Annotated in this window: 19 protein-coding genes; 13 read left to right on the forward strand and 6 right to left on the reverse strand. The window is 75.1% G+C overall.

The features are described from left to right. The first annotated feature begins 105 nt into the window (after positions 1-105). Positions 106-1,008: an NAD-dependent protein deacetylase gene (locus ABT247_RS11005; RefSeq protein ID WP_350741193.1), complete on the forward strand. Its 903-nt coding sequence runs from the start codon at positions 106-108 to the stop codon at positions 1,006-1,008. On the opposite strand, the gene ABT247_RS11010 is transcribed toward ABT247_RS11005, so the two are convergent. Then, the gene (locus ABT247_RS11010) at positions 983-1,828 is read right to left on the reverse strand and encodes an ATP-grasp domain-containing protein (protein ID WP_350741195.1); all 846 of its coding nucleotides are present in this window, start codon (positions 1,826-1,828) and stop codon (positions 983-985) included. The two genes, ABT247_RS11005 and ABT247_RS11010, sit on opposite strands and share 26 nt — an antisense overlap. A 224-nt stretch (positions 1,829-2,052) precedes the next feature. On the opposite strand from ABT247_RS11010, the gene ABT247_RS11015 reads away from it, so the two are divergent. After that, positions 2,053-2,919, forward strand: coding sequence for an SAM-dependent methyltransferase (locus ABT247_RS11015; protein ID WP_350741197.1), 867 nt, complete (start codon positions 2,053-2,055; stop codon positions 2,917-2,919). Positions 2,920-3,254: 335 nt separating this feature from the next. Here ABT247_RS11015 and ABT247_RS11020 read toward each other — a convergent pair whose 3' ends face one another. After that, the gene (locus tag ABT247_RS11020; protein ID WP_350741199.1) at positions 3,255-4,808 is read right to left on the reverse strand and encodes a glutamate-cysteine ligase family protein; all 1,554 of its coding nucleotides are present in this window, start codon (positions 4,806-4,808) and stop codon (positions 3,255-3,257) included. Between the two features lie 269 nt (positions 4,809-5,077). Here ABT247_RS11020 and ABT247_RS11025 point away from each other — a divergent pair, with 269 nt between their 5' ends. After that, entirely contained in the window at positions 5,078-6,718 is a 1,641-nt protein-coding gene (locus ABT247_RS11025) for a protein kinase domain-containing protein (RefSeq protein ID WP_350741201.1), read from the forward strand. Then, positions 6,715-8,346, forward strand: coding sequence for a serine/threonine-protein kinase (locus tag ABT247_RS11030; RefSeq protein ID WP_350741203.1), 1,632 nt, complete (start codon positions 6,715-6,717; stop codon positions 8,344-8,346). The genes ABT247_RS11025 and ABT247_RS11030 overlap by 4 nt, the downstream gene beginning before the upstream one ends. A 102-nt stretch (positions 8,347-8,448) precedes the next feature. On the opposite strand, the gene ABT247_RS11035 is transcribed toward ABT247_RS11030, so the two are convergent. Continuing rightward, positions 8,449-9,018: a hypothetical protein gene (locus ABT247_RS11035; RefSeq protein WP_350741205.1), complete on the reverse strand. Its 570-nt coding sequence runs from the start codon at positions 9,016-9,018 to the stop codon at positions 8,449-8,451. A gap of 176 nt (positions 9,019-9,194) precedes the next feature. On the opposite strand from ABT247_RS11035, the gene ABT247_RS11040 reads away from it, so the two are divergent. Further along, a complete protein-coding gene (locus tag ABT247_RS11040) occupies positions 9,195-11,639 on the forward strand; it encodes an ATP-binding protein (protein WP_350741207.1) in 2,445 nt (814 codons plus the stop codon). 215 nt (positions 11,640-11,854) lie between these two features. On the opposite strand, the gene ABT247_RS11045 is transcribed toward ABT247_RS11040, so the two are convergent. Next, positions 11,855-13,117: a serine hydrolase domain-containing protein gene (locus ABT247_RS11045; protein WP_350741209.1), complete on the reverse strand. Its 1,263-nt coding sequence runs from the start codon at positions 13,115-13,117 to the stop codon at positions 11,855-11,857. A 290-nt stretch (positions 13,118-13,407) separates the two neighbouring features. Here ABT247_RS11045 and ABT247_RS11050 point away from each other — a divergent pair, with 290 nt between their 5' ends. Next, the gene (locus ABT247_RS11050; RefSeq protein ID WP_350741211.1) at positions 13,408-14,391 is read left to right on the forward strand and encodes a phospholipase D-like domain-containing protein; all 984 of its coding nucleotides are present in this window, start codon (positions 13,408-13,410) and stop codon (positions 14,389-14,391) included. Positions 14,392-14,463: 72 nt separating this feature from the next. After that, complete coding sequence (locus tag ABT247_RS11055; protein ID WP_350741213.1) at positions 14,464-15,417, forward strand: alkaline phosphatase family protein; 954 nt, start codon at positions 14,464-14,466, stop codon at positions 15,415-15,417. Here the strand turns inward: ABT247_RS11055 and ABT247_RS11060 are convergent. Further along, a complete protein-coding gene (locus ABT247_RS11060; protein ID WP_350741215.1) occupies positions 15,398-16,780 on the reverse strand; it encodes an MFS transporter in 1,383 nt (460 codons plus the stop codon). The genes ABT247_RS11055 and ABT247_RS11060 overlap by 20 nt on opposite strands. Positions 16,781-16,863: 83 nt before the next feature. Here ABT247_RS11060 and ABT247_RS11065 point away from each other — a divergent pair, with 83 nt between their 5' ends. From ABT247_RS11065 to ABT247_RS11075, 3 genes are all read left to right on the forward strand, one after another. Beyond that, complete coding sequence (locus ABT247_RS11065; RefSeq protein WP_350741217.1) at positions 16,864-17,391, forward strand: MarR family winged helix-turn-helix transcriptional regulator; 528 nt, start codon at positions 16,864-16,866, stop codon at positions 17,389-17,391. Positions 17,392-17,547: 156 nt separating this feature from the next. Next, the gene (locus ABT247_RS11070) at positions 17,548-17,706 is read left to right on the forward strand and encodes a hypothetical protein (RefSeq protein WP_350741219.1); all 159 of its coding nucleotides are present in this window, start codon (positions 17,548-17,550) and stop codon (positions 17,704-17,706) included. After that, positions 17,699-17,860 (forward strand): hypothetical protein, encoded by a 162-nt coding sequence (locus ABT247_RS11075; RefSeq protein ID WP_350741221.1) that lies wholly within the window; start codon positions 17,699-17,701, stop codon positions 17,858-17,860. The genes ABT247_RS11070 and ABT247_RS11075 overlap by 8 nt, the downstream gene beginning before the upstream one ends. Positions 17,861-17,870: 10 nt before the next feature. On the opposite strand, the gene ABT247_RS11080 is transcribed toward ABT247_RS11075, so the two are convergent. Next, entirely contained in the window at positions 17,871-19,133 is a 1,263-nt protein-coding gene (locus tag ABT247_RS11080) for a DUF5685 family protein (protein WP_350741224.1), read from the reverse strand. A gap of 170 nt (positions 19,134-19,303) precedes the next feature. On the opposite strand from ABT247_RS11080, the gene ABT247_RS11085 reads away from it, so the two are divergent. The 3 genes from ABT247_RS11085 to ABT247_RS11095 are packed head-to-tail and all read left to right on the forward strand — an operon-like array spanning position 19,304 to position 22,195. Then, the gene (locus ABT247_RS11085) at positions 19,304-19,867 is read left to right on the forward strand and encodes a helix-turn-helix domain-containing protein (RefSeq protein WP_350741226.1); all 564 of its coding nucleotides are present in this window, start codon (positions 19,304-19,306) and stop codon (positions 19,865-19,867) included. Next, positions 19,864-21,480 (forward strand): MFS transporter, encoded by a 1,617-nt coding sequence (locus ABT247_RS11090; RefSeq protein WP_350741228.1) that lies wholly within the window; start codon positions 19,864-19,866, stop codon positions 21,478-21,480. The genes ABT247_RS11085 and ABT247_RS11090 overlap by 4 nt, the downstream gene beginning before the upstream one ends. Positions 21,481-21,508: 28 nt before the next feature. Then, positions 21,509-22,195 (forward strand): alpha/beta fold hydrolase, encoded by a 687-nt coding sequence (locus tag ABT247_RS11095; protein WP_350741230.1) that lies wholly within the window; start codon positions 21,509-21,511, stop codon positions 22,193-22,195. Positions 22,196-22,257 lie beyond the last annotated feature (62 nt).

The raw sequence follows: 22,257 nt of genomic DNA on the forward strand, positions 1-22,257 counted from the left end.
GGGAGTCCATGCGGAGCATCGGCGACCGACGACAACGCGGCGAGGCGCGTGCCCCGGCGTCGGCCCGCAGGCGGGGGTTTGAAGACGGGCCCTAGGCTGGATGGCATGGGTGTGCCCGTGGCGAGTCCCGGCGGGTCGGCGGCCGGCGGTCCGGCGGACGGCGCGGCCGATGCGGTCGGTTTCGCGGAACTGGTGCGGCTGCTGGCCGGCCGGGGAGTCGTGGTGCTCAGCGGTGCCGGGCTGTCGACCGAGTCGGGCATCCCGGACTACCGGGGCGAGACCGGCAGCCGGCGGCGGGGGACGCCGATGACGTACCAGGAGTTCACGGGCGGCGAGGCGGCCCGGCGCCGGTACTGGGCGCGCAGCCACGTCGGGTGGCGTGCGATCGCGAGGGCCGAGCCCAATGCCGGGCACCGGGCGGTGGAGCAGCTGCGGCGCTCGGGCCACGTCTCGGCGGTGATCACCCAGAACGTGGACGGACTGCATCGGGCGGCCGGCACGCGCACGGCGGTGGAGCTGCACGGCGGCCTGCACCGGGTGGTGTGCCTGACCTGCCGCCGCACCGGCTCCCGGGCGGAGCTGGACCGCCGGCTGGAGCTGCTGAACCCCGGATTCCGCGACGGGTCGGCCCGGGCCAACCCGGACGGCGACGCCGAGCTGCCGCAGGAGCTGGTGGAGGGCTTCCGCATCGCCCCCTGCCCGGAGTGCGGGGGAGTGCTCAAGCCGGACGTGGTCTTCTTCGGCGAGTCCGTGCCCAAGCCCCGGGTGCAACGCTGCTTCGAACTCGTCGACTCCGCGCAGGCGTTGGTGGTCCTCGGCTCGTCGCTGACGGTCATGTCGGGGCTGCGCTTCGTGCGGTACGCCGCCCGCGCGGGCACCCCGGTGGTGATCGTCAACCGGGGCGCGACCCGCGGCGACGAGCTGGCCGTGGCGCGGATCGACCTGCCGCTGGGCGAGGCGCTGACCGAGGCGGTCCGGAGGGTCAGGGGCGGGGCCGGGCCAGCGTGAGCAGGGAGGCCCTGAGCGCGGCGACGAACGAGTCGCGGGTGCCCTCGTCGACCAGGTCGAGGGACAGGTAGGGGTTGAGGTCCTCCAGCTCGACCAGGAGCAGGCCGCCCTCCGGGGTGCGGCAGGCGTCGACCCGCTGGATGCCGTGCCCGATGGTGTTCCACGCGATGAAGCGCTGCGCGAACTCCAGGTCGGCGGCCGTCGGCTCGTACCGTTCGAGCTCCCAGCGGCGCTCCGGGTCGGGGGCGTGCAGGGCGTACTGGAAGGCGTCGTCGACGAAGTAGAACGAGACCTCGTACGCGAAGCGGACCAGCGGCTGGACGAGCACCGAGCCGTAGTCGGCCGAGTCCAGCTGCCCGCGCGGCACGATCCGCAGGCCTATCGAGTCGGCCCCGAGCTTCGGCTTGACCACGTACTCGGGGACGACGGGCAGGCGCGCGAGGTCCTCGGCCCGGTCGACGGTGGGGATGACGGGGTACCCGGCGGCGCTCAGGTCGAGCAGGTACTGCTTGCCGGCCATGTCGGCCCGACCGGTCAGCTCGTTGTACACCCGGGTGCCGCGTTCGAGCGCCCGGTCGCGGAAGTCCTGGTACGCGCGGAGGTGGTTGAGCACCGGTCCGCTGTTGCGCACGAGGACGACGTCGAAGGAGTCCATCAGCGCCGCCGCGTCCAGCGGGTGGCAGAGGGCCAGCTCGAAGTCCTCGCGCAGGCGGTTGGCGAGCCGGATGTCCTCGTCGCAGTACCGGCGGCCGCGGGCCTGGTAGGCCAGATCGGTGACGAGCAGCAGACGGGGCCTGGCGGCGGGCGTGAGGGCGGACACGGCGACTCCCGGTGATCATTCCTGCCGGGCAGCCTACCCACCGGGCCCCGTCGACGACCGCGCACCCGACCGCGACCCCGACCGCGCACCCGACCGCGACCGCGGCGGAGACCCCGTCGGGCCTCCGGGACGTCGCCGTGGGCCCGGGCCGACCCGCCGTGCACCATCGACCAGTTGGCTAGACTGCGGCGGGCCTGACGTGATCACAGATGAGGGGACAGCGGATGAGCGCGGACGAGACCTGGATGACGCCCGCCGAGCCGGGGTGGTCCGGCGAACCGGTCGTGCCGCACATACGCCAGGACATCCCGCACAGCGCCCGGATGTACGACTACTTCCTCGGCGGCAAGGACAACTTCGCCGTCGACCGCGAAGCCGCCGAGCGCGTGCTGACCGCCTTCCCCACCATGCGCACCGCCGTCCGCGCCAACCGCACCTTCATGCACCGCGCGACCCGCGCCCTGGCCCGGCGCGGTCTGCGCCAGTGGCTGGACATCGGCACCGGCATCCCCACCTCGCCGAACCTCCACGAGGTCGCCCAGGGCGTGGACCCCCGGGCCCGGGTGGTCTACGCGGACAACGACCCCGTCGTGCTGGCCCACTCGCGTGCCCTGATGACCAGCACTCCCCAGGGCCGGACCGCGTACGTCCACGGAGACGTCCGCGACCCCGCGTCCATCCTGGCCACCCCCGAGGTGGCCCGCACCCTCGACCTGGACCAGCCGGTCGTCCTCTCGATGGTGGCCCTGCTCCACTTCGTCCCCGACCTGGCCGACGCCCACGCCATCCTCGAGCACCTCCTGGACCCGCTGCCCCCGGGCTCCGCCCTGGTCCTCTCCCACGCCACCGCCGAGCTCGACCCGCCCGGGGCCTCCAAGGTCGAGGAGATCTACAACCAGGCCGGCACCTCGCTGCGGCTGCGCCCGAAGGCGGAGTTCGCCTCCTTCTTCGAGGGCCTCGACCTGCTCGACCCGGGCATCGTCCCCGCCCACCGCTGGCAGCCCGACGGCGACGACTCCGCCGGCCTGTGCCCGGCGAGCGTCACGGACGCCCAGGTGTCCTTCTACGCCGGGGTCGGCGTCAAGCCCTGAGGCCCTCGTCGAGGCGCCGGGCCGGGCTCCGGTTCGCCCGGCGGCCCGTTCCGGTGGTGCGGGCGGACCGCCGGGCCGGACGTCCCGGGACGGGGCAGGGGCGGCGGCGCGTGGTGGGCCGCGGCGGCGGGCTCCTGGCATGGCGGGCGAGCGGTCCGCCGACGGGCGGACCTCCGCCGCACCCGGCCCGCGCCCCCGTCCACCACCGAAGGAAGGCAGCCCGAGACGGCTCCACCGGGGCTGGGACCGCCCTGTCGTCCGATGGCGGATCAGGAGCCCGGCCCGCCAGCGGCCCCGTCACGCCGGCCCGCCGAGGAGGGCCGGCGGTGAGCGGGTCAGACCCGGTGGGCCGCGACGTAGCGGGCCGGGTCGCGCCGGAACTCGCCGTGCCAACGCTGGAGGTCCTGCTCGGCGAAGGTCCGGCCGGTGGCGACGATCTCGTCCAGCGGGTCGAGGTAGCCGGGGACGTGGGGCGGTTCGAGGCCCGCGGCGACGCGGGCGGCCAGGCCGGCCCGGGCGAGCCGGAGCAACTCGGCGGCCAGCGGGCGGACGGGGTCGCCGCCCAGCCGGGTGGCGAGGCCCTGGGCGGGCAGCTCGGTGAGTGCCGCGCGGTGCTGGGACAGGCTGTAGCGGCCGAGCAACTCCCAGGCGGCCGCGCGGGAATCGGGGTGGTAGCTGAGACCGGTCCAGAGCGCGGGGACGGCGGCGATGAACGGGTGCGGCGGCCCGTCGGCGCCGCGCAGTTCCAGGGTGGTGCGGACCCGGGTGCTGGTCCAGAGCTGGTTCAGGTGGGCCGCCCAGTGGGCCGGTGTCGGCCGGGACCCGTCGTCGAAGCCGTGCCGGAGGAGGTCGGCGAAGGGGCGCTCCGGCGCGGCGTGGTAGCGGCCGTCGGGGGTCCGGTAGTGGATCAGGGGGATGCCGAGGGCCCAGTCGACCATGTCGTCGACGGTGACGTCGGGCCTCAGCGCGGGTGGCAACGGGCCGGTCCGGTACGCGTCCGCCCGCAGCCAGGACCAGCTGCGGTGGGACAGCAGTCCCTCGGAACGGCCCTCGTGGATGGGCGAGTTCACCAGCAGGGCGGACACCACCGGTGCGGCGGCCGTCTGCATCCGCAGCTTCTCCGCGAGGTCCGCGGGGGAGAGGTAGTCGAGCGTGACCTGGGTGGACAGCGAGAACGCCATGACGTACGGGGCCCGGCTGCCCGCCTCACCCAGCCGGGCGAAGTGGTCCCGCATCACGGCGCCCCTGGTCATCGGCACCCACCGCACGTCGGCGAGCCGGTCGAAGGGGAGGTTGCCGCCGGGCAGCAGGGCCAGGCCGAACCGGCTGACCAGGTCGGCGAGCCGGTCCAGTGCGGAGCGCATGTCGTCCACCGCCTTGCCGACGTTCGGCGCCGGGGCGGAGGAGTACTCGATCTGCCCGCCGTGCTCCAGGGTGATCTGGCTGCCGTCCGGCAGCCGGACGCCGGTCAGGTGCCCGGAGTCCTCCTGCCGCTCGCCGCCCCACCGGGCGAGCACCGCCTCCAGGACGGCCCGCGCGCCGCACCGGCCGGTGTAGCGGGCGGACAGCCCCGTCGCCGGGTCGACCAGGCCGCATTCGACCTCGATGCCGACCTGTTCGGAGCGGGCCGGGCGGAACGCGGCCCGCAGGTCGTCGCGGCTCAGCTCCGGCGCCGGCTCGCGGCCGGTCGGGCGACGGTCCGTGACGCGCTCCCCGCTCTTCCGGGAGGCGGTCGGGCCGGGGTCCGTCGGGCCGGGGGCCGCCGTGCGGGGGTCGGTCACCACGGCGTCGAAGCCCCGGCGCTGCGGCCCGTACGCACCCACCGGGACGGCCACGCCCGCCGCGGTGGCGGCGTCGCGGCCGCGGGCCCCGGCGAGAGGGGCCGGCACGGAACGCGGGAACGCGGGAACGCGAAGCTCGTACCGGACATCGACACCGGACCCCTCTGCCGCGTGGACTCCCGCCCAGCCTCGGTGACGCCTCGTTCGTGTGCCACTCGGCGGCACCGATGCGGGTGACGGAGCTCGGGCACGGGCGGCGGGGGCCCGGAAACCCCGTCTGTATCATCGGTTCGCGACAGCGGCAGGGGGAGCGGGTACAGGTGGAGACGCTGGGGCCTCACGGGCCCGCGCGGGTGGGTCCGTTCAGGACACTGGCGGTGCTCGGGCAGGGCGGGATGGGCCGGGTCCTGCTGGGGGTCTCGCCCGACGGGCGGACGGTGGCGGTCAAACAGGTGCACGCCGAGCTCGCCGAGGACGACGGGTTCCGGGTCCGGTTCCGGCGCGAGGTGGAGGCCTCCCGGCGGGTGTCCGGGGCGTACACCGCGGCGGTGATCGCGGCCGACCCGGAGGCGCAGACGCCCTGGCTGGCCGCCCAGTTCGTGCCCGGCCCGGCGCTGACCGAGGCGCTGGCGGCGGTCGGACCGCTGCCGGAGGAGCCGGCGCGCCGGCTGGCGGCCGGGCTGGCGCAGGCGCTGCTCGACGTGCACCGGGCCGGGCTGATCCACCGCGACCTCAAGCCCTCGAACGTGCTGCTCGCCGCCGACGGCGTGCGGGTGATCGACTTCGGGATCGCTCGGGCGGCGGAGGGGCAGGACACCAAGCTCACCCGCACCGGGGCGGTGATCGGCTCGCCCGGGTACATGTCGCCCGAGCAGGTCGAGGGGCGTGAACTGACGCCCGCGAGCGACGTGTTCTCGCTCGGCGCCACCCTGGCGGTGGCCTGCGCGGGCCGGCCGGCCTTCGCCGGGGAGTCGCTGCCGCGGATCCTGTTCAACGTCCTGCACGCGGAACCCGAGCTCGACGGGGTGCCGGAGCGGCTGCGGCCCCTGGTCGCCGCCTGCCTGGCCAAGGACCCGGCGGCCCGGCCGACTCCCCGGGAGGTGCTGGCCGCCGTCGGGCGGCTCGCGCCCTCGTCCCGGCCCTGGCCGGAGGCGGTGCACGGGCTGCTCGCCGCGCAGGAGGCGGAGGTCGCCCGGCTGCTCGGCGCCGGGGCGCCGACCGTGGTCGAGCCCGGGCCCGCGGCGGCCCCGGGCTACGGGCCGACCGAGCCGGCGCCGGCCGCCGGGCCCTCGATGCCCGGGCGTCCCGCACCGACCGATCCGGCGCCGGTACGGCGCCCCCGTCGGGGCCGCCGGATCGCCCTGGCGGTGGGCGCGGTGGTGCTGGCCCTCGCCGCGGTGGCCGGCGGGCTGGTGGCCACCGGCGTGGTGAACCTGGACTCGGTGTTCCCCGAGCCGGTCCCCACCCCCGGGAACATCCCGCTCTCGCAGGTCCGGGACGCGTACGCCGCCGTGGTGCCGTCCTGCACCGACGCCCGCAAGGTGACGGCCCCCGCCGACTTCGGCACGCCGCAGGGCAACGCGGGCGACTACCAGGGCACGGACTCCGCGGGCAGGTTCCCCTCCAACTTCTGCGACTGGACCTCGCGCTCCGGCGACCAGGTCCAGATCGCCTGGAACGTCTACCCGACCGTTCCCGGCGGCAGGACCGGTGCCGAGCGGGCCAAGGCGCACTACGAGGACCTCTACATGGGGGGCAAGACCCGCGAGACCGGCACCACCTTCGCCGAGGAGGCCTTCTGGCTCCCGCAGAAGTACCTGTCCGACAACGACTGCGTGCTCTACGTCCGGGACGTCAACCTCTTCGTGTTCGTCTCGGTGAAGGGGGCCACCTATCCGCGCGGACGGTGCGAGGAGATGACCAAGGCGCTCAGCGCCTCGGCCGTGAAGGTCGCCCGGACGGTCTCCACCGACGGCCGGACCCCCGACGCCACCGCCACCCCGACGGCCAAACCGTGACGGGCGCCCCGATGCGGCGGCGCCGCGCGTCCGACCCCGCCGAGGTCGGCCCCTACCAGGTGCTCGCCGAGCTCGGCCGGGGCGGGATGGGCCGGGTGCTGCTCGGCGCCGGGCCGGACGGGCGGCTGGTGGCGGTCAAGCAGGTGCACCAGCGGTTCGCCGCCGACGCCGGGTTCCGGGCCAGGTTCCGCCAGGAGGTGGGTGCCTCTCGCCGGGTCTCCGGCGCCTACACCGCGGCCGTGATGGACGCCGACGTCGAGGCGTCCACGCCCTGGCTGGCCTCCGTGTTCGTGGTCGGCCCCTCGCTGGGCGCCGCCGTCGAGGCCGCCGGTCCGCTGTCGGCGGACGCCGTGCACCGGCTGGCGGTCGGCCTGGCCACGGCGCTGGTGGAGATCCACCGTGCCGGGGTGATCCACCGCGACCTCAAGCCCGAGAACGTGCTGCTCGCCGCGGACGGCGTGCGGGTCATCGACTTCGGCATCGCCCGGGCCGCCGGGGAGGACGCCGAGCTCACCCGCACCGGAGGGGTGATCGGCTCGCCCGCGTACATGTCCCCGGAACAGGCCGAGGGCCGGCCGCTCACCCCGGCCAGTGACGTCTTCTCGCTCGGCTCGGTGCTGGCCCTCGCCCTGACCGGACGCAGCCCCTTCGCCGGGGCCTCCGCCCTGCAAACGCTGTACAACATCGTGCACGCCGAGCCCGACCTCACCGGCGCCCCCGCGGCCACCCGGCCGCTCCTGGCGGCCTGCCTCGCCAAGGACCCGGCCGCCCGTCCGACGCCGGTGCGGCTGCTCGACCTCCTCGGTCCGGTCGCCCCGGCCGGACGGCAGTGGCCGGAGGCGGTGCACGCGTTGATCGCGGCGCAGCGGGCGCAGGTCGACGCGCTGCTCGCGAACCCGCAGGCAGCGGCGGTGCCCCGGCCGCAGGGGACCGAACCGACGTCGTACCACCTGGCGGCGCCGTACCTGGCCACCACCGTGGACGCCGCGCCCGGGCCGGCGGAGCCCGCCGGATCGGCCGCGCCCGCCGGATCGGCCCCGCCCCGGCGCCCGCGCCGCCCCGCCGCGCTGGTGGCCGCCGCGGCCGTCGTCGTGGCGGCCACCGGTGTCGGCGGCTACCTGCTGCTGCGCGATCCGAACAGCCCGGCGGTGCCGGACAAGTACGTCAAGGCACCGGTCTGCGCGGAGGCCGCTCCCCGGCTGCCGCTGCCGTCCGCGCGGCGTGAGCCGGACGAGGACCGGTACGACGAGCAGTCCTCCACCGCCCGGACCAGCTGCTCCTGGTACGGCGTGATCGTGGTCGCCGGCCAGACCTACCGGGACCAGCAGCCGTCCGCGACCGTCCGCTGGGACCTCCGCCGCAGCGCGGGGAGCAGCGACGACGCCACCCGCACGCAGCGCGAGGACTTCGCCGTCTCGGCCGCCGGCCACCGGCGTGACGACGGCCTCGGTGTCGGCGAGGAGGCGTACTGGGACTCCCCGGCGAACGGGGAGAACTGCTCCCTGGCCGTCCGCGACGGCAACCTGCGCGTGCTCGTCGGACTCGGCGGCGCGGACCACCCGGCCGCCGGCTGCCAGGCGGAGGCCGTGAAGGTCGCCCGGGCCGCCCTCGACGCGATGCCGCACTGAGCGGCGCCGGCCGCGAGCCGCGGCACCCCCGTGACCGCGGCTCGCAGCCGGACAGCGGGCCCCGCCCCCGTGGGGAGGGGCGACGCCCGCCGGCTCGGTCGGTCAGTTGCTCACGTCGATGCAACTGCCGGTGTACTCCCCGCCGTCGGCGTTGCTGAAGCCGCACCACCAGCCGGCGGTGACGTAGCCGTACGGCGCGTAGGTCGCGGTGTACCAGCCGCCGCCGGCCGCGTAGAAGCTCGTGCCCGTCAGGAGGGCTCCGGTCGGGCTCTTGATCTGGATGTCGGCCCAGGCGCCCGCACCGTAGTAGGTGGTGTTCTCCATGGTGCTGACGTAGTAGCCGCTGCCGTTGACGGCGAAGCAGACCTTGGGGTCCACGCCGTTGCAGGTGGTGGCGGAGGTGGGCCGGGCGGCGCCGGCGGACGGCCGGTCGGAGGTCGGCGGCCGGTCGGAGGAGCGTCGGACGGTGAGCACACCGTCGGCGGTCCTGACCTCCATGACCGGGACGGCGCCGGAGCGGACCGGGACGGAGCCGGAGCGGACCTGGCCGCCGACCGGGCCGGCCGCGGCGTCGGCCGTACCGCCCGTGCCGAGTGCCGCGAGGGCGACGGCGACCACCGCGGTCCGGGCCGGACCACCGGTCGGACGCGAAGCAGTCCTGCGAGCGCTCATGAGTTCCTCCTTCGGCCGGTCCGTCCGGCGCTCATCCTCCCGGCAGGGCGAGGGACCCCACCACGACGTTGACCCGACGTTGACCTGACACTTCGGCTGCTTCCGGCTACTCTCGTTCGCGATCCGAGCCGGACGGTGGGGGCGACGGCTCGGTTCGCAGGGATCCGGGGGGATGGGTGGGGGCTGCTGTGTTCGCCGCGCTGCTGCGGGAACGACGACTGTCGGCGGGGTGGAGTCAGGACGAGCTGGCGGAGCGTTCGGGGGTGTCGGCGCGATCGATCAGCGCGCTGGAGGCCGGCGGGCGCCGGCCGCGGATGTCCTCGGTGGTCCGGCTGGCCGAGGCCCTCGGGGTGGACCCGGAGACCCGCGCCGCGTGGCTGACTGCGGCCCGCGACCCGGACCCGCGGGGCGCGGAGGCACCGGGTGCCGACCCGAGCGGCGCGGACCGGTGGGTCGCGGAGCGGACGGGAGCGCCGGGCGTGCCGGTCGCGGCGGCGGCACCGGCCGCCGCCACCCCCGCCCTCCGCTCCGTTGCGCCCGGGTCCGCGCCGCTCGGCACCGCCGTCATCACCGGCCCGCAGCAGCTGCCGATGGCCGTCCGGCACTTCACCGGGCGCGCCCGCGAGCTCCAAGTGCTCGACCGGCTGCTGGCCGACGTCGCCCCCGGCTGCGGGGCGGTGGTGATCTCGGCGATCGCCGGCACCGCCGGCGTCGGGAAGACCACCCTGGCCGTGCACTTCGCCCACCGGGTGGCCGAGCACTTCCCCGACGGCCAGCTGTTCGCCAACCTGCGCGGGTTCGACCCGGCCAGGGCGCCGGTCGACGCCGCCGACGTGGCACGCGGCTTCCTGGACGCGCTCGGCGTTCCGGCCCACCGCATCCCCGCCGATCCGGACGGGCAGCTCGCGCTGCTGCGCAGCCGGCTGGCCGGCACCCGGACGCTGATGGTCCTGGACAACGCCCGCGAGGCGGAACAGGTCCGCCCGCTGCTGCCCGGCTCCAACACCTGCCTGGTCGTGGTCACCAGCCGGAACCGGCTGCCCGGACTGGTCGCCCTGGACGGGGCCGTACCGCTGACCCTGGACGTGCTGACGCCCGAGGAGGCGCGGGAACTGCTCGCCCGCCGCCTGGGCGCCGACGTGGTCGAGGAACAGCGGGAGGCGGTCGACGAGCTGGTCGAGCTGTGCGCCCGCCTGCCGCTCGCGCTGAACATCGCCGCCGCCCGGGCGGCCGAGGAGCCCGGCACGCCGCTCGGGGTGTGGGCGGGTGAACTGCGCGACTCCCGCGTCCGCCTGGACCTCCTGTCGGCCGGTGACAGCCACGCCGACGTCCGGGGGGTGTTCTCCTGGTCCTACCGCGCCCTGGCTCCGCAGGCCGCCCGGCTGTTCCGGCTGCTCGGCCTCCACCCGGGCCCGCACATCAGCGCGGCCGCGGCCGCGAGCCTCGCGGGCCTGCCGCAGTCCGAGACCCGCCGCCTGCTGGAGGACCTGCACCGCGCCCACCTGATCACCGCCCCGGAGCGGGGCCGGTACACCTTCCACGACCTGCTGCGGGCCTATGCGGCCGAGCAGGCGGCCGCGTCCGAGTCGCCGGAGGGCCAGGCCGGGGCGACCCTGCGGATGTTCGACCACTACCTGCACTCCGCGCACCGCGCCGGCTGCCTCGCCTACGCCGACGACGCCTCCTGGCAGACGCTCGACCTCGCCGAACCGGCCGCCGGCGTCACGCCCGAGGAACCGGCCGACCGCCGGCAGGCGCTCGCCTGGTACCGGGAGGAGCAGCCGGTGCTGGAACGGGTCGTCGACGCGGCGCACCGGACCGGGGCCGATGTCCACGCCTGGCAGCTCGTCGGCGCGCAGGTCGCCTACCTGCTCAAGTCGGGGCTGTGGCAGCAGTGGCAGCGGGCGAGCGAGATCGCGCTGGCCGCCGCGGAACGCACCGGGGACCTCCGCCACCAGGCCCACGCGCACCGCTGGCTCGGCCAGGTGCACCGCTCCCAGGACCGCCAGCCGGAGGCCCAGCGCGAGCTGCGGCTGGCCCTGCGGCAGTTCGAGGCGCTCGGCGACCGGCCGCGCCAGGGCAGGACGCAGCTCGACCTCGCCATCGCTCACGGCGAGGTGCGGGCCAACGCCGAGGCGGTGGCCGAGTCCCGTCGGGCCCTGGAGCTGTTCCAGGCACTCGGGGACCCTTCCGGACAGGCCCTCGCGCTCAACAGCATCGGCTGGTACCTGGCGCAGCAGGGCGAGCTGAGGGAGGCGCTCCCGTACTGCCGCCGCGGGCTGGACCTGGCCCGCGAGGCCGGCAACCTGCCGGGGCAGTCGTCGATCTGGGACAGCATCGGCTTCATCCACCACCAGCTCGGCGAGTACCACGCGGCGCTGCCCGCCTACCACGAGTCGCTGCGGCTGCGGCAGGCGGTCGGCGACTACTTCCTCCAGGCCGACATCCACACCCACATCGGCGACACCCACCTCGCCCTCGGCGACGTCGAGGCCGCCCGGAGCGCCTGGTTGCTCGGCCTCACCATCCTGGAGGACCTGCAGCACCGCGACGCCGACGCCGTTCGGGCCCGGCTCAACGCGCTGCCCGGAGCAGGGCGAGCGATGCCGGAAGCGACCTGACGGGGTGCCGCCCGCCCCCGGGCACCGCGGGCACGGTCCACCGGCGCAGCCGTGCGGCCGATGCGGCCGGAACCCTCCGCCCGGCCGCCCGGCCGCCCGGCCGACGCTCGGCACCGGCACTCAACGAGGCATGAGCCGTTCGGTCCGTCCGGTCCGTCCGGTCCGTCCTGTCTTCGGCCCGGCCGGGACGGTGCGCCGGTCGACGGCGCGGCGGATCAGATCCGGGTGTCCTCGACCACCGGCAGGTCCCGGTCCGCCCCGTCCTGCTGCACGAGGGCCGTGCGCGGCGCGGCGGCCGGCTTCTTGCCGCAGAAGGCCGGCTCCAGGGCGTTCATCAGCCCCTGGGTCACGGCGCCGTTGTTGGAGGCGTTGGCGAACACGACCACGCTGCGCTGCCCGTCCGGCGTGGTGAAGGACTGCGTCTGGTAGCCCTGGACGATGCCGCCGTGCCCGTACACGTCCCCGCAGGAGAGCGAGATGCGGCGCAGCCCCAGGCCGTAGCTGATCCTGGCGGTCGGGGTCGGCAGCACGGCCTCCATCTGCTTGAGCGAGGCGTCCGAGACCAGGCCGCCGTTGCCGCCGGCCATCAGGGCGGTCAGGAAGCGGTCGAGGTCCTCGGCGGAGGAGATGACGGCTCCGGCGCTCCAGACCCAGGAGCCGGTCTGCTCGGTGGAGTCCAGCAGCGGCTTGGTCCGGTCGTCGTTGGTCAGGTAGCCGGTGATGTGGCGGCCCTCGATCCGCTGGTCGGGGACCACGAAGGAGGTCCTGTCCAGGCCGAGCGGCTCCAGAATCCGATCGCGCAGCACGTCCGGGTACGGGCGGCCGGTGAGGTGCTCGACGGCGAGGCCCATCAGGACGAAGTCGGTGTTGGAGTAGGAGTAGCGGGTGCCGGGGGTGTACTGCTGGCCGTGCCTGACGGACATCGCCACCAGGTCGGCGGGGTTGTAGACCTTGGTGCGGATGCGGGCCTCGAAGGCGCTGGTGGTCTCCTCGCCGGGCTGCTCCAGCAGGTCGTTGGTGTGGTCGTAGACGCCCGCGCGGTGCTCCATCACCTGGCGGCCGGTCATGTCCCAGCCGGCCGGCAGGGTGCCGGCGGGCAGGTAGTCCCGCAGCGGCTTGTCCAGGTCGATGCGGCCCTCCTCCGCCAGTTGCATCACGAGAACGGCCGCGAACATCTTGCTGTTGCTGCCGACCCGGAACCTCCACGAGGAGTTCATCGGGGTACCGTCCAGGTCGGCCCGGCCGACGCTGACCGAGCGGGTCCGCTCGTCCCCGCCGTGGTCGCGGATGACGGCGAAGGCGCCGGGGGCACCCGCCCCCATGGTGGCCTGAAGCGCGCTGAGCACCCCGGCGGTGTCGGGTACGGGCAGTGCGGTGGTGTCCCGGTCGGCGGCCAGGGCGGGCACGGTGCCGGTCGCCGCCAGGACGGCAGCGGCGGCGGCCACCGCGAAGGGGCGCAACAGACTGGTCTTCGCCATGTTCCTCGGCTCTCTCGCGAACTGACGCGGCGTCCGGTTGCGCCGCTCGAAGATCACTATCTCCGGCCGGGGCACCCGAGGCAATCTGAACCCGATCGCCCGCATCGTCCGTTGTCGGGCGGTTTTGCCGGGCGCACCGCCCGTTTCCCGGCCCGGGGACAAGGTTTCACCTGCCGTCGTCTACCCGCGTCGAGGGCGGTGCCCGCATCCTGTTCGGGCGCTCCGCTCGCCTCCCCGCACGCCGCACCCCGCTCCCTCAATGACTTCCCCTCACCGCATCCGGAGTCCCCATGTCCCTGGCCACCTCCGCGCGCCGGGCCGGCGCCCTGCTGCTGGCCGCCGCCGGCCTGCTGTCCGCCACCGGCACCGCCCACGCCACCGGCACGTACACCGCGGTCGTCTTCCCCGACCAGGACCACACGGTGGTCTACGACCTGATCGGCTCGGCGGCCAGGACCGTCGACGTGACCATGTACGAACTGCGCGACACCACCGCCGTCAACGCCCTGATCGCCCGCCAGCGGGCCGGGGTCAGGGTCCGGGTGATCCTGGACGGGCAGCACACCTCGGTCAACGGCTCCGCCTACAACGCGCTGAAGGCGGCCGGCGTGGGCGTGACGTACTCCTCCTCGGCGTTCGTCTACACCCACCAGAAGACCGTCACCGTGGACGGCGCCACGTCGCTGATCATGACCGGCAACCTGGACTCGACCTACTACGCGAACGACCGCGACTACGGCGTCGTCGACACCGACGCCAACGACGTCGCCGCGATCGATCGGGTCTTCGCGGCCGACTACGCCAGGACCTCCGTCACCCCGTCGGACGGCGACAACCTGGTGTGGTCGCCCACCGACTCCCAGGCCCGCCTGCTGGCGCTGATCAACGGCGCGCGGACCACGCTGGACGTGGAACAGCTGGAGTTCGGGGACCCGGCCCTGGTGGACGCGGTCACCGCCGCCGCCGAGCGCGGTGTCGCCGTGCGGATCGTGGGTATGAACCCGGACACCTACGGTTCGCAGTTCGACCAGGTCACCGCTGCCGGCGTCAGGGTGGTCAGCTACTCCTCGACCACCGGCCTGTACATCCACGCCAAGGCGGTCGTCGCCGACTACGGCACCGCCACGGCGAAGGTGTTCGCCGGTTCGGAGAACTTCTCCGACAACTCGCTGAACCACAACCGCGAGCTGGGCCTGATCGTCTCCGACCCCGGGGTGCTCGGCACCGTCGAGTCGACCTTCGCCACCGACTTCGCCAACGGCAGCCCCTACTAGGCCGGGCCGTTCGCGAATGCCCAGAGCTCCACAGCGCACGTCTCCCCGAGCCGTTCTCACCCGAGGATTGTCATGACTCCGTCTGCGAAGCCCCTGAACGAGACCCCGCCGAACGACACCCCGCCGAACGGCGCCCGCCCGGGCGACGGCCGCCGCCCCCGCTCCCGCCGCGCCGCGACCGCGATCGGCTCGGCCGTCGCCCTGGTCGCCGCCTCCGGCGGGCTCTGGGCCGCCACCGCCACCACCGCCCAGGCGGCCGGGCTGCCCACGCCCGACCACATCGTGGTCGTGGTGATGGAGAACCACGCCTACACCCAGATCATCGGCAGCAGCAGCGCGCCCTACCTCAACAACACCCTGAAGGCGGGCGGCGGCAACCTCACCCAGTCCTTCGCCATCACCCACCCCAGCGAGCCGAACTACTACGCCCTGTTCTCCGGCTCCACCCAGGGCAGGGTCGACGACAGCTGCGTGACGGTCGGCGGGTTCCAGGCCCCGAACCTGGCCTCCGAGGTGGCCGCCGCCGGCAAGACCTGGGCCAGCTACAACGAGACCCTGCCCAGCCAGGGCAGCACGGTCTGCAGCAGCGGCAAGTACGCGCAGAAGCACAACCCCTGGTTCGGCTTCGGCAACGTCCCGCTCAGCTCGGCGAAGACCTTCGCCCAGTTCCCGACCGACTACACCACCCTGCCGAACGTCTCCTTCGTCATCCCGAACCTGTGCAGCGACATGCACGACTGCTCGGTCAGCACCGGCGACACCTGGATCAAGAACAACCTGGGGGCGTACGCCAGCTGGGCGCAGACCCACAACAGCCTGCTGGTGGTCACCTTCGACGAGGACAACAGCCTGTCCGGGAACCGGATCCCGACCGTGTTCTACGGCGCGCACGTCGCCCCCGGCAGCAGCTCGGCCACCAGCTACAACCACTACAACGTGCTGCGCACGCTGGAGGACCTCTCCGGGGCGAGCGGCCACGCGGGCAACGCGGCGAGCGCGGCGGACATCACCGGCATCTGGAACTGACCTCCCGCTCGCAGGGCGCCTGGGGCGCCCAGGGCGTCCGGGAGCCGACCGGGACCGGCGGCTGCTGCGCGGCCGCCGGTCCCGGCGCTTCCGGCGCCGCTTCCGGCGCTCGCGGCCCTGGTCCCGGTGCTTCCGGCGCCGCTTCCGGCGTTCCCGCTTCCGGTGCCGCGGGCGCGGTGCCGAGTCGGCGCACCCCCGGTACCGCCGCCGTGCCCGCGCAGACCGCGGTCACCAGGACCGCCGCGGTCAGCAGCGGCACCCGGCTGCCCCAGGCGTCGGCGGCCAGCGGCGCCAGGACGTACCCGACGGGTGCAACGGCCAGCGAGAGCAGCCAGTCGTAGGAGGTCACCCGGGCCAGCACCCGGGGCGGGAAGTCCTGCTGGACCACCGTCTCCCAGACCGGGTTGAGGAAGCCCAGCCCGGCCGTCGCCACCCCGTAGGCGAGCACCGCCACCGGCGCGGGCGCCGGTACGGCCAGCGCCAGCAGCGGCAGCCCGTACAGGGCGAGGGCGAGGTTGCCGACCAGGACCGGGCGCCGGGGCCGGACCCGGCCGGCGACCAGCGAGCCCACCAGGAGCCCCACCGCCGCGGCCTGGGTGATCGCCACCCAGACGCCGTCCCCGCCCAGACGCGTGGCGGCGATCAGCGGGCCGAGGGTCAGCGCGACGGCGCTCGCTCCGTTCCAGACGCCGTGGGCGATCAGGCTGGTCCAGTACCAGTCCCGGGAGCGCACCTCGCTCCAGCCCTCGGCGAGGTTCCGGCGCAGCGAGCTCGGGCCGGTGGGCACGTGGTTGACGCTGATCCGGGTGAGCAGGGCCGCGCTCAGCAGGAACGAGGCGCCGTCGAGGACGAAGGCCCAGCCCGGTCCGGCCGTGAGGACCAGGACCCCCGCGAGGGCCGGGCCGCCGAGCCGGGCGGCGCTGGTGGCCGAGCCGAGCAGGGCGTTGGCGCGCAGCCGGTGCTCGGCCGGGACGGTGCCCCTGACCAGTGGCGAGGCCGTCGGCATGGCGAAAGCGGAGGCGGCGCCGCCGATCACCTCGGCGACGGCGATGTGGGTGAGGACCGGGCGGCCGCCGAGGAGTTCGAGGCCGACGAGCAGCTGGGTGGCGGCGCGCAGCAGGTCGGTGGTGAGGGCGACGAGGCGCGGGTCGAAGCGGTCGCCGACCACCCCGCCCAGGGGCAGCAGGAGGAGCCTGGGCACCATGGCGCAGCCGAGGACGAGGGCGAGGGCCCCGGAGGAGCCCGTGGCACGGGTGATGGCGATGGCCAGGGCGGCGGGCACGGCGGCGTCACCGAGAGTGGAGACCGTACGGCCGACCAGGAGCAGACGGAACCCTGGGAGGCGCAAGGGGTGTTGGGACATGTGCGGGACTGTATTTCGGTAGCGAAATTTTGGCAACGAATATTTCGGTGCCGACAGAAGTGTCGCCTTTGTAGACTCCTCCCATGCCCGAGCACCCGACCCCTCAGCCGCACCCGCCCCGGGACTGGACGGACGGCCACGTCGAGCGCTGGCTGCCGGTGCTGGCCGACCTCGACCCCGACATCGAGGGGGCGGTGACCCGGATGTCGCGGCTCACCCACCACCTCGGCCGGGTCCGGGAGCAGGGCGTCTCCGACTACGGCCTGCACAAGCACGAGTTCGACACCCTCCACGTGCTGGCCGGCCGTGGTGGCCACGCCGCCCCCTCCGACCTGCGCGCCGACCTCAACCTCGCACCCGCCTCCGTCACCGGACGCCTGGAATCCCTGGAGCGCCGCGGGTTCGTCCTCCGCACGCCGTCCACGGAGGACCGCCGGAAGGTCGACATCGTCCTGACGGAGGCCGGGCGAGCCGCCTGGCAGGAGGCCCTCGACGTGGTCGGGCGCGAGGAGCGGCGGCTGCTCGGCGTGCTGAGCGAGGACGAGCGGCGCACCCTGTCGGGCCTACTGCGGAAGGTGATGCTGGCTCAGGAGGCGACGGCCGGCGGGTGACCGCCCGGCGGTTCCGGCGACCGCCTGGTGGTTCCGGTGACCGCGGCTCTCGGTGACCGCGGCTCGGGAACGGCGTGCTCCGGGCGCCGAGTCCGGTCGGTCCGGGGGCGGCGCGCGTTTATCGCCCGTTGATCACTGCCGCCTAGCGTCGGGGGCATGGACGACAGAACGGCCGAGCGGCCGGGGGCGGCGCCCGAGGGGCGGATGACGGGGCGGATCACGGAGCAGGACGCCGATCGGTTCCGGCAGTTGCTGGCCGGGCTGGAGCACTCCTTGGCGGCGGACCGCGAGTCGGCGGGGCGGCGTGATGCCTGAGGCCGTCGAGGTGCGGCCGGTGGTGGTGCTGCCGCTCTGGCGGCGGGACGCACGGCAGGAGGACGCGAAGCGGCCCGGGGTGCTGCGGGGGCACCCCGGGCCGGCGGCGTCCGACCGGGCCGGGCCGGACCGGCAGGAGCGGCAGGGCGGCTGACGGGCCGTCGTCAGCAGTCGCAACCGCAGTCGCACCCGTCGCAGCAGCAACCGCAGTCGTTGCAACTGCCGCAGCACTCGCCGCAGTCACCGCAGTCGCAGTCGCAGCAGTCGTGCCGCTCGCAGAAGCCCTTGCGGCGTTCCCGGGTGAACGGATGCTCGTGCTCGCAGCAGAGCAGCTGGCAGGTGCAGGCCAGCAGCGCCCAGACCGCGCACCCGGCGAGCAGGTTGCGCGGCGGCGGCGGCTTCTGTCCCGGCGGCGTGAAGCCGGGGCCCTGCGGCAGCCACGGGGAGACCGGCGCGTTCGGGTCCTGGCCGGGGTGCGGCTGGCCCGGGGCGCCGGGCGGCACCTGGCGGGGCGGCGCGTCCTGCGGGTGCTCGCCGTGGGAACCGCGCCGACAGGCCGCCCCGTGCGCGGGCCGGCCGAAGACCCGGTCGACCGCGCGTTCGGTCTCGTGCGCCAGGAGCACGTGGACGAGCGCGCGGTCGCTCAGCTCGACCTCCCGCAGGGCGAGCCGGATGCCGTGGACGGCGTCCCGGCAGAGCCGTTCGGCCTCGGCGCGGTCGGTGCCGGTGGCGGTCAGCGGGTTCCAGGCGCCCGAGGCGGCGTCGGCGGCCTGGTCCTCGGCGGCGTCGAGGAGGTGGGCGAGCCGGCCGAACAGCCGTCCGGCCTCGGCGAGCGGGGCGGCGTTGCCGGGGCGCCCGGCGATCACCGCGGTGTGGGCGAAGGCGGCGGAGGTGGCGGTCTCCGTCGGCTCGGTGACCATCAGCACCGAACTGCCGGGCAGCAGCGAGCGTTCCAGCCCGCCCTGCCGGGAGGCGGCGTCGAGCAGCACGGCGGTGTCGAAGCCGACCGCGGAGGCGGTGCCCGAACTCTTCCGCTCCCAACGCCTGGTCACCACCCGGGCTCCGGCGGCCACCGGCCGGCGGGCGAAGACGCCGTCCCGGTCCTCGACGTGGTCGCGGATCTTCACCGAGGCGAGCGCGAGCGAGACGGCGGCGGCCAGCCGGGCGCCCTCGCCCTTGGCGACGGAGGCGGTCCGCATGCCGCGCAGCGGGCACGGTCCGGCGGTGCGCCGCCAGGAGGAGTCCTCCCGGGCGGCCTGGGCCTCGACCAGGACGGAGATGATCAGACCGTCGTAGTTGGTGGCAGTCCGGGCGAGTTGGCCGTGGTCGTCGCGCAGCGCGAGGCAGAGCCCGCACAGGTGCGCCATCCAGGAGGTCTGGAGCCGCTCGGACAGCCGGTGCCTGCACGGTCTGATGATGCCGAACACGATGGTGGTCCCCCTCGCCCATGGGGCCGCTGACCGGCCACTTTATCGGTGAACATCATATGATCGGCGCCTGCTGGGCCGGCGTGGCCGGGGACGAGCCGTCGTCAGACCGTGACCGCAGCCGGGAAAGGCCGCGAAGGTGATCTCACATCCGGGATAGCATCGCGGATATGGGAATCGACACGGCCGCCGACGAGCGGCTGGCCCGACGCCTCGCCGAACTCCGTCTCCAACGCAACTGGACGCTAGAGGAGTTGGCGTGCCGGGCGGACGTCAGCCGGTCCACGCTGTCCCGGGTGGAGCGGGCCGAGGTCAGCCCCACCGCCGCCCTGCTCGGGCGGCTCTGCGCCGTGTACGGGCGGACCATGTCCCGTCTGCTCGCCGAGGTGGAGTCCGAACCGGCCCGGCTGGTGCGGGCCGACGAGCAGCGGGTGTGGCGGGACGAGGCGACCGGCTTCGTGCGCCGCTCGGTGTCGCCGCCGCACGGGTCGCTGCGCGGCGAGGTGATCGAGGGACTGCTCCCGGCCGGTGCGGACATCGCGTACGACCGCCCCTGCCCACCCGGACTGGAGCACCACCTGTGGCTGTTCGAGGGCGCCCTGGAGCTCACCCTGGACGGCGAGGCGCAGCTGCTCGGCCCCGGTGACTGCCTCCGCTACGGCTCCGGCACCAGCCGCTTCCGCAGCCTGGGCCCCGGCTGCGCCCGGTACGCACTCCTGGTGGTCGAGCCGTGAGCGCCGCCGCCACCGGCCCGGCGGCCGGCGGACCGATACGCCCCGACCGGGACGGCGACCCGGCGGCCGGCGTCCCGTCGATCGACGCTCCGCCACTCGACGTCCCGGCAGTCGTCCCGTCAGTCGACGGCGGGTCAGCCGACGGCGCCCCGACGGCCACGCCGCGCAAGGAGCGCTTCGACGCCGCCGGGCGCCGCGTGCTGCTGGTCTGCGTCGCCGGCGGCTTCACCACGCTGCTCGACCAGTCCGTCCTCAACACCTCGGTCCCCGCCCTCCGCGAGACCCTCCACGCCCACCCCGCCCACCTGCAGTGGATCGTCGCCGGCTACTCGCTGGCCTTCGGCCTCGCCCTGGTCCCCGGGGGCCGGCTCGGTGACGTCAAGGGCCGCAAGTGGTTCTTCGTCGCCGGGCTCGCCCTGTTCACCGCGGTCAGCCTGGTCTCCGCGACCGCCACCGACCCCGCGGTGCTGATCGCCGCCCGGCTGCTCCAGGGCGCGGGCGCCGGGCTCGTCAACTCCCAGATGATCGGCACCCTCCAGGACGTCTTCGACGGTCAGCTGCGCGCCCGAGCGCTCGGCATGTACGCCGTCACCGGCAGCCTCGCCTTCGCCCTCGGCCCGCCCGTCGGCGGGCTGGTGCTGGCGGCGGCCGGCCCCGGACTCGGCTGGCGCCTGACCTTCCTGCTGAACGTCCCGTTCGGCCTGGCCACCGTCGTCCTGGCCGCCCGGCACCTGCCCAGGCCGCGACCCAGCGCCCGGCAGACCGACCTCGACCTGACCGGCCTGCTGCTGGTCGGCGCGCTCACCCTCGTCCTGATGCTGCCCTTCGTCCAGCCACCCGGCTGGACCGGCTGGATCGGCTTCACGGCCGCCGCCCTGCTGCTGCTCGGCACGCTGATCCGGTGGCAGCGCCGCTACGCCCGCCGGGGCGGCCACCCGCTGATCCACCCGGCGCTCACCCGTTCCGCGCCGTACGCGCTCGGCACGGCCACCGCGATGGCCCAGTTCGGCTCCTCGCTGGCCGCCTCGCTCGTCCTCACCATGTTCCTCCAGGACGGCCTGGGCCTGTCCCCGCTGGGCGCCGCCCTGGTCGCCCTGCCCTCCGCCCTGGCCATGGCGGCCGCCTCCGCGCTCGCCTGGCGGGTGGTGCAGCGCATCGGGCGACGCACCGTCACCCTCGGGATGGCCGGCTCCGCCCTGGCCATGCTCGGCAGCGGACTGGTCGGCCACTGGGCCCCGGCCGCCGCGCTGCCCTGGCTGCTCGCCCTCCTGCAACTGCTCAGCGGCGCCTCGGTGGGTCTGATGGGCCCGACCAACCAGGCGTTCGTGCTGCGTCACGCGCCCGCCGAGGCGGCGGGGGTGAGCGGGGCGATCCTGCAGATGACCCAGCGGATCGCGGCCGCCGTCGCGGTCTCCGCGCTGTCCGGGGTCTACCTGCGGGCGACCGCCGGGGGCGGCGACCACCGCTCCGCCTACCTGGCCGCCGGCGCGGTGTGCGCCGCGGTGGCCGGACTCGCGGTGCTGACCTCGGTGTTCGCCGGGCGGGCCGCCGAGCGGGTGCGCCCCGGGGAGGAGCCCGTCGCGGTGAGCCGAGGGCGAACAGCCGTCCGGTGACGGCCCGTGGGCCCGTACCGTGGCGGGCATGACGAACGTACGGACGGTGGAACTCCCCGAGGTCACGCTCGCCTACCGCGAGAGCGGCCGGATCGGCGGCCCGCCGCTGGTCCTGCTGCACGCCCTCGGCGAGCGCGCGACCGACTGGGACGTCGTGCTGCCGGACCTCGCCCCCGGGCACCACGTGTACGCGCTCGACCTGCGCGGCCACGGCGACAGCGGCCGCACCGCCGCCTACAGCCTGGAGGCGATGCGCGAGGACGTCGTCGCCTTCCTCGACGCGCTCGGCCTGGCGCGGGTCGACCTGGTCGGCCACTCGATGGGCGGCGCCGTCGCCTACCTGCTCGCCCAGGCCGCGCCGGAGCGGGTCGACCGGCTGGTCCTGGAGGAAATCCCGGCGCTGCACCCGCGCCCGTCGAGCGTGCCGCCGGAGGGGGCCGACGAACCGGCGCACTTCGACTGGGCGATGGTCCGCGCCGTCAAGGCGCAGCTCGACGACCCCGACCCGGCCTGGCGGGAGGGGCTGACCCGGATCACCGCCCGCACCCTGGCCGTCGCGGGCGGGCCGGCCAGCCCCGTTCCCCAGGAGCGGATCGCCGAACTCGTCCGGCTCGTCCCGGACTGCGGCCTGGTCACGATCGAGGCCGGGCACCTGGTGCACAGTGCCCGGCCGGCCGAGTTCGTCGCCGCCGTGGCGCCGTTCCTGGAACGCTGAGCGGCCGTCCGGCGCGGGTACCGCCCGGCACCACCTGCCGGGCGACGGCTGCGAACGCCCGA

Source organism: Kitasatospora sp. NPDC001539 (assembly GCF_040298565.1).
Classification (GTDB): domain Bacteria; phylum Actinomycetota; class Actinomycetes; order Streptomycetales; family Streptomycetaceae; genus Kitasatospora.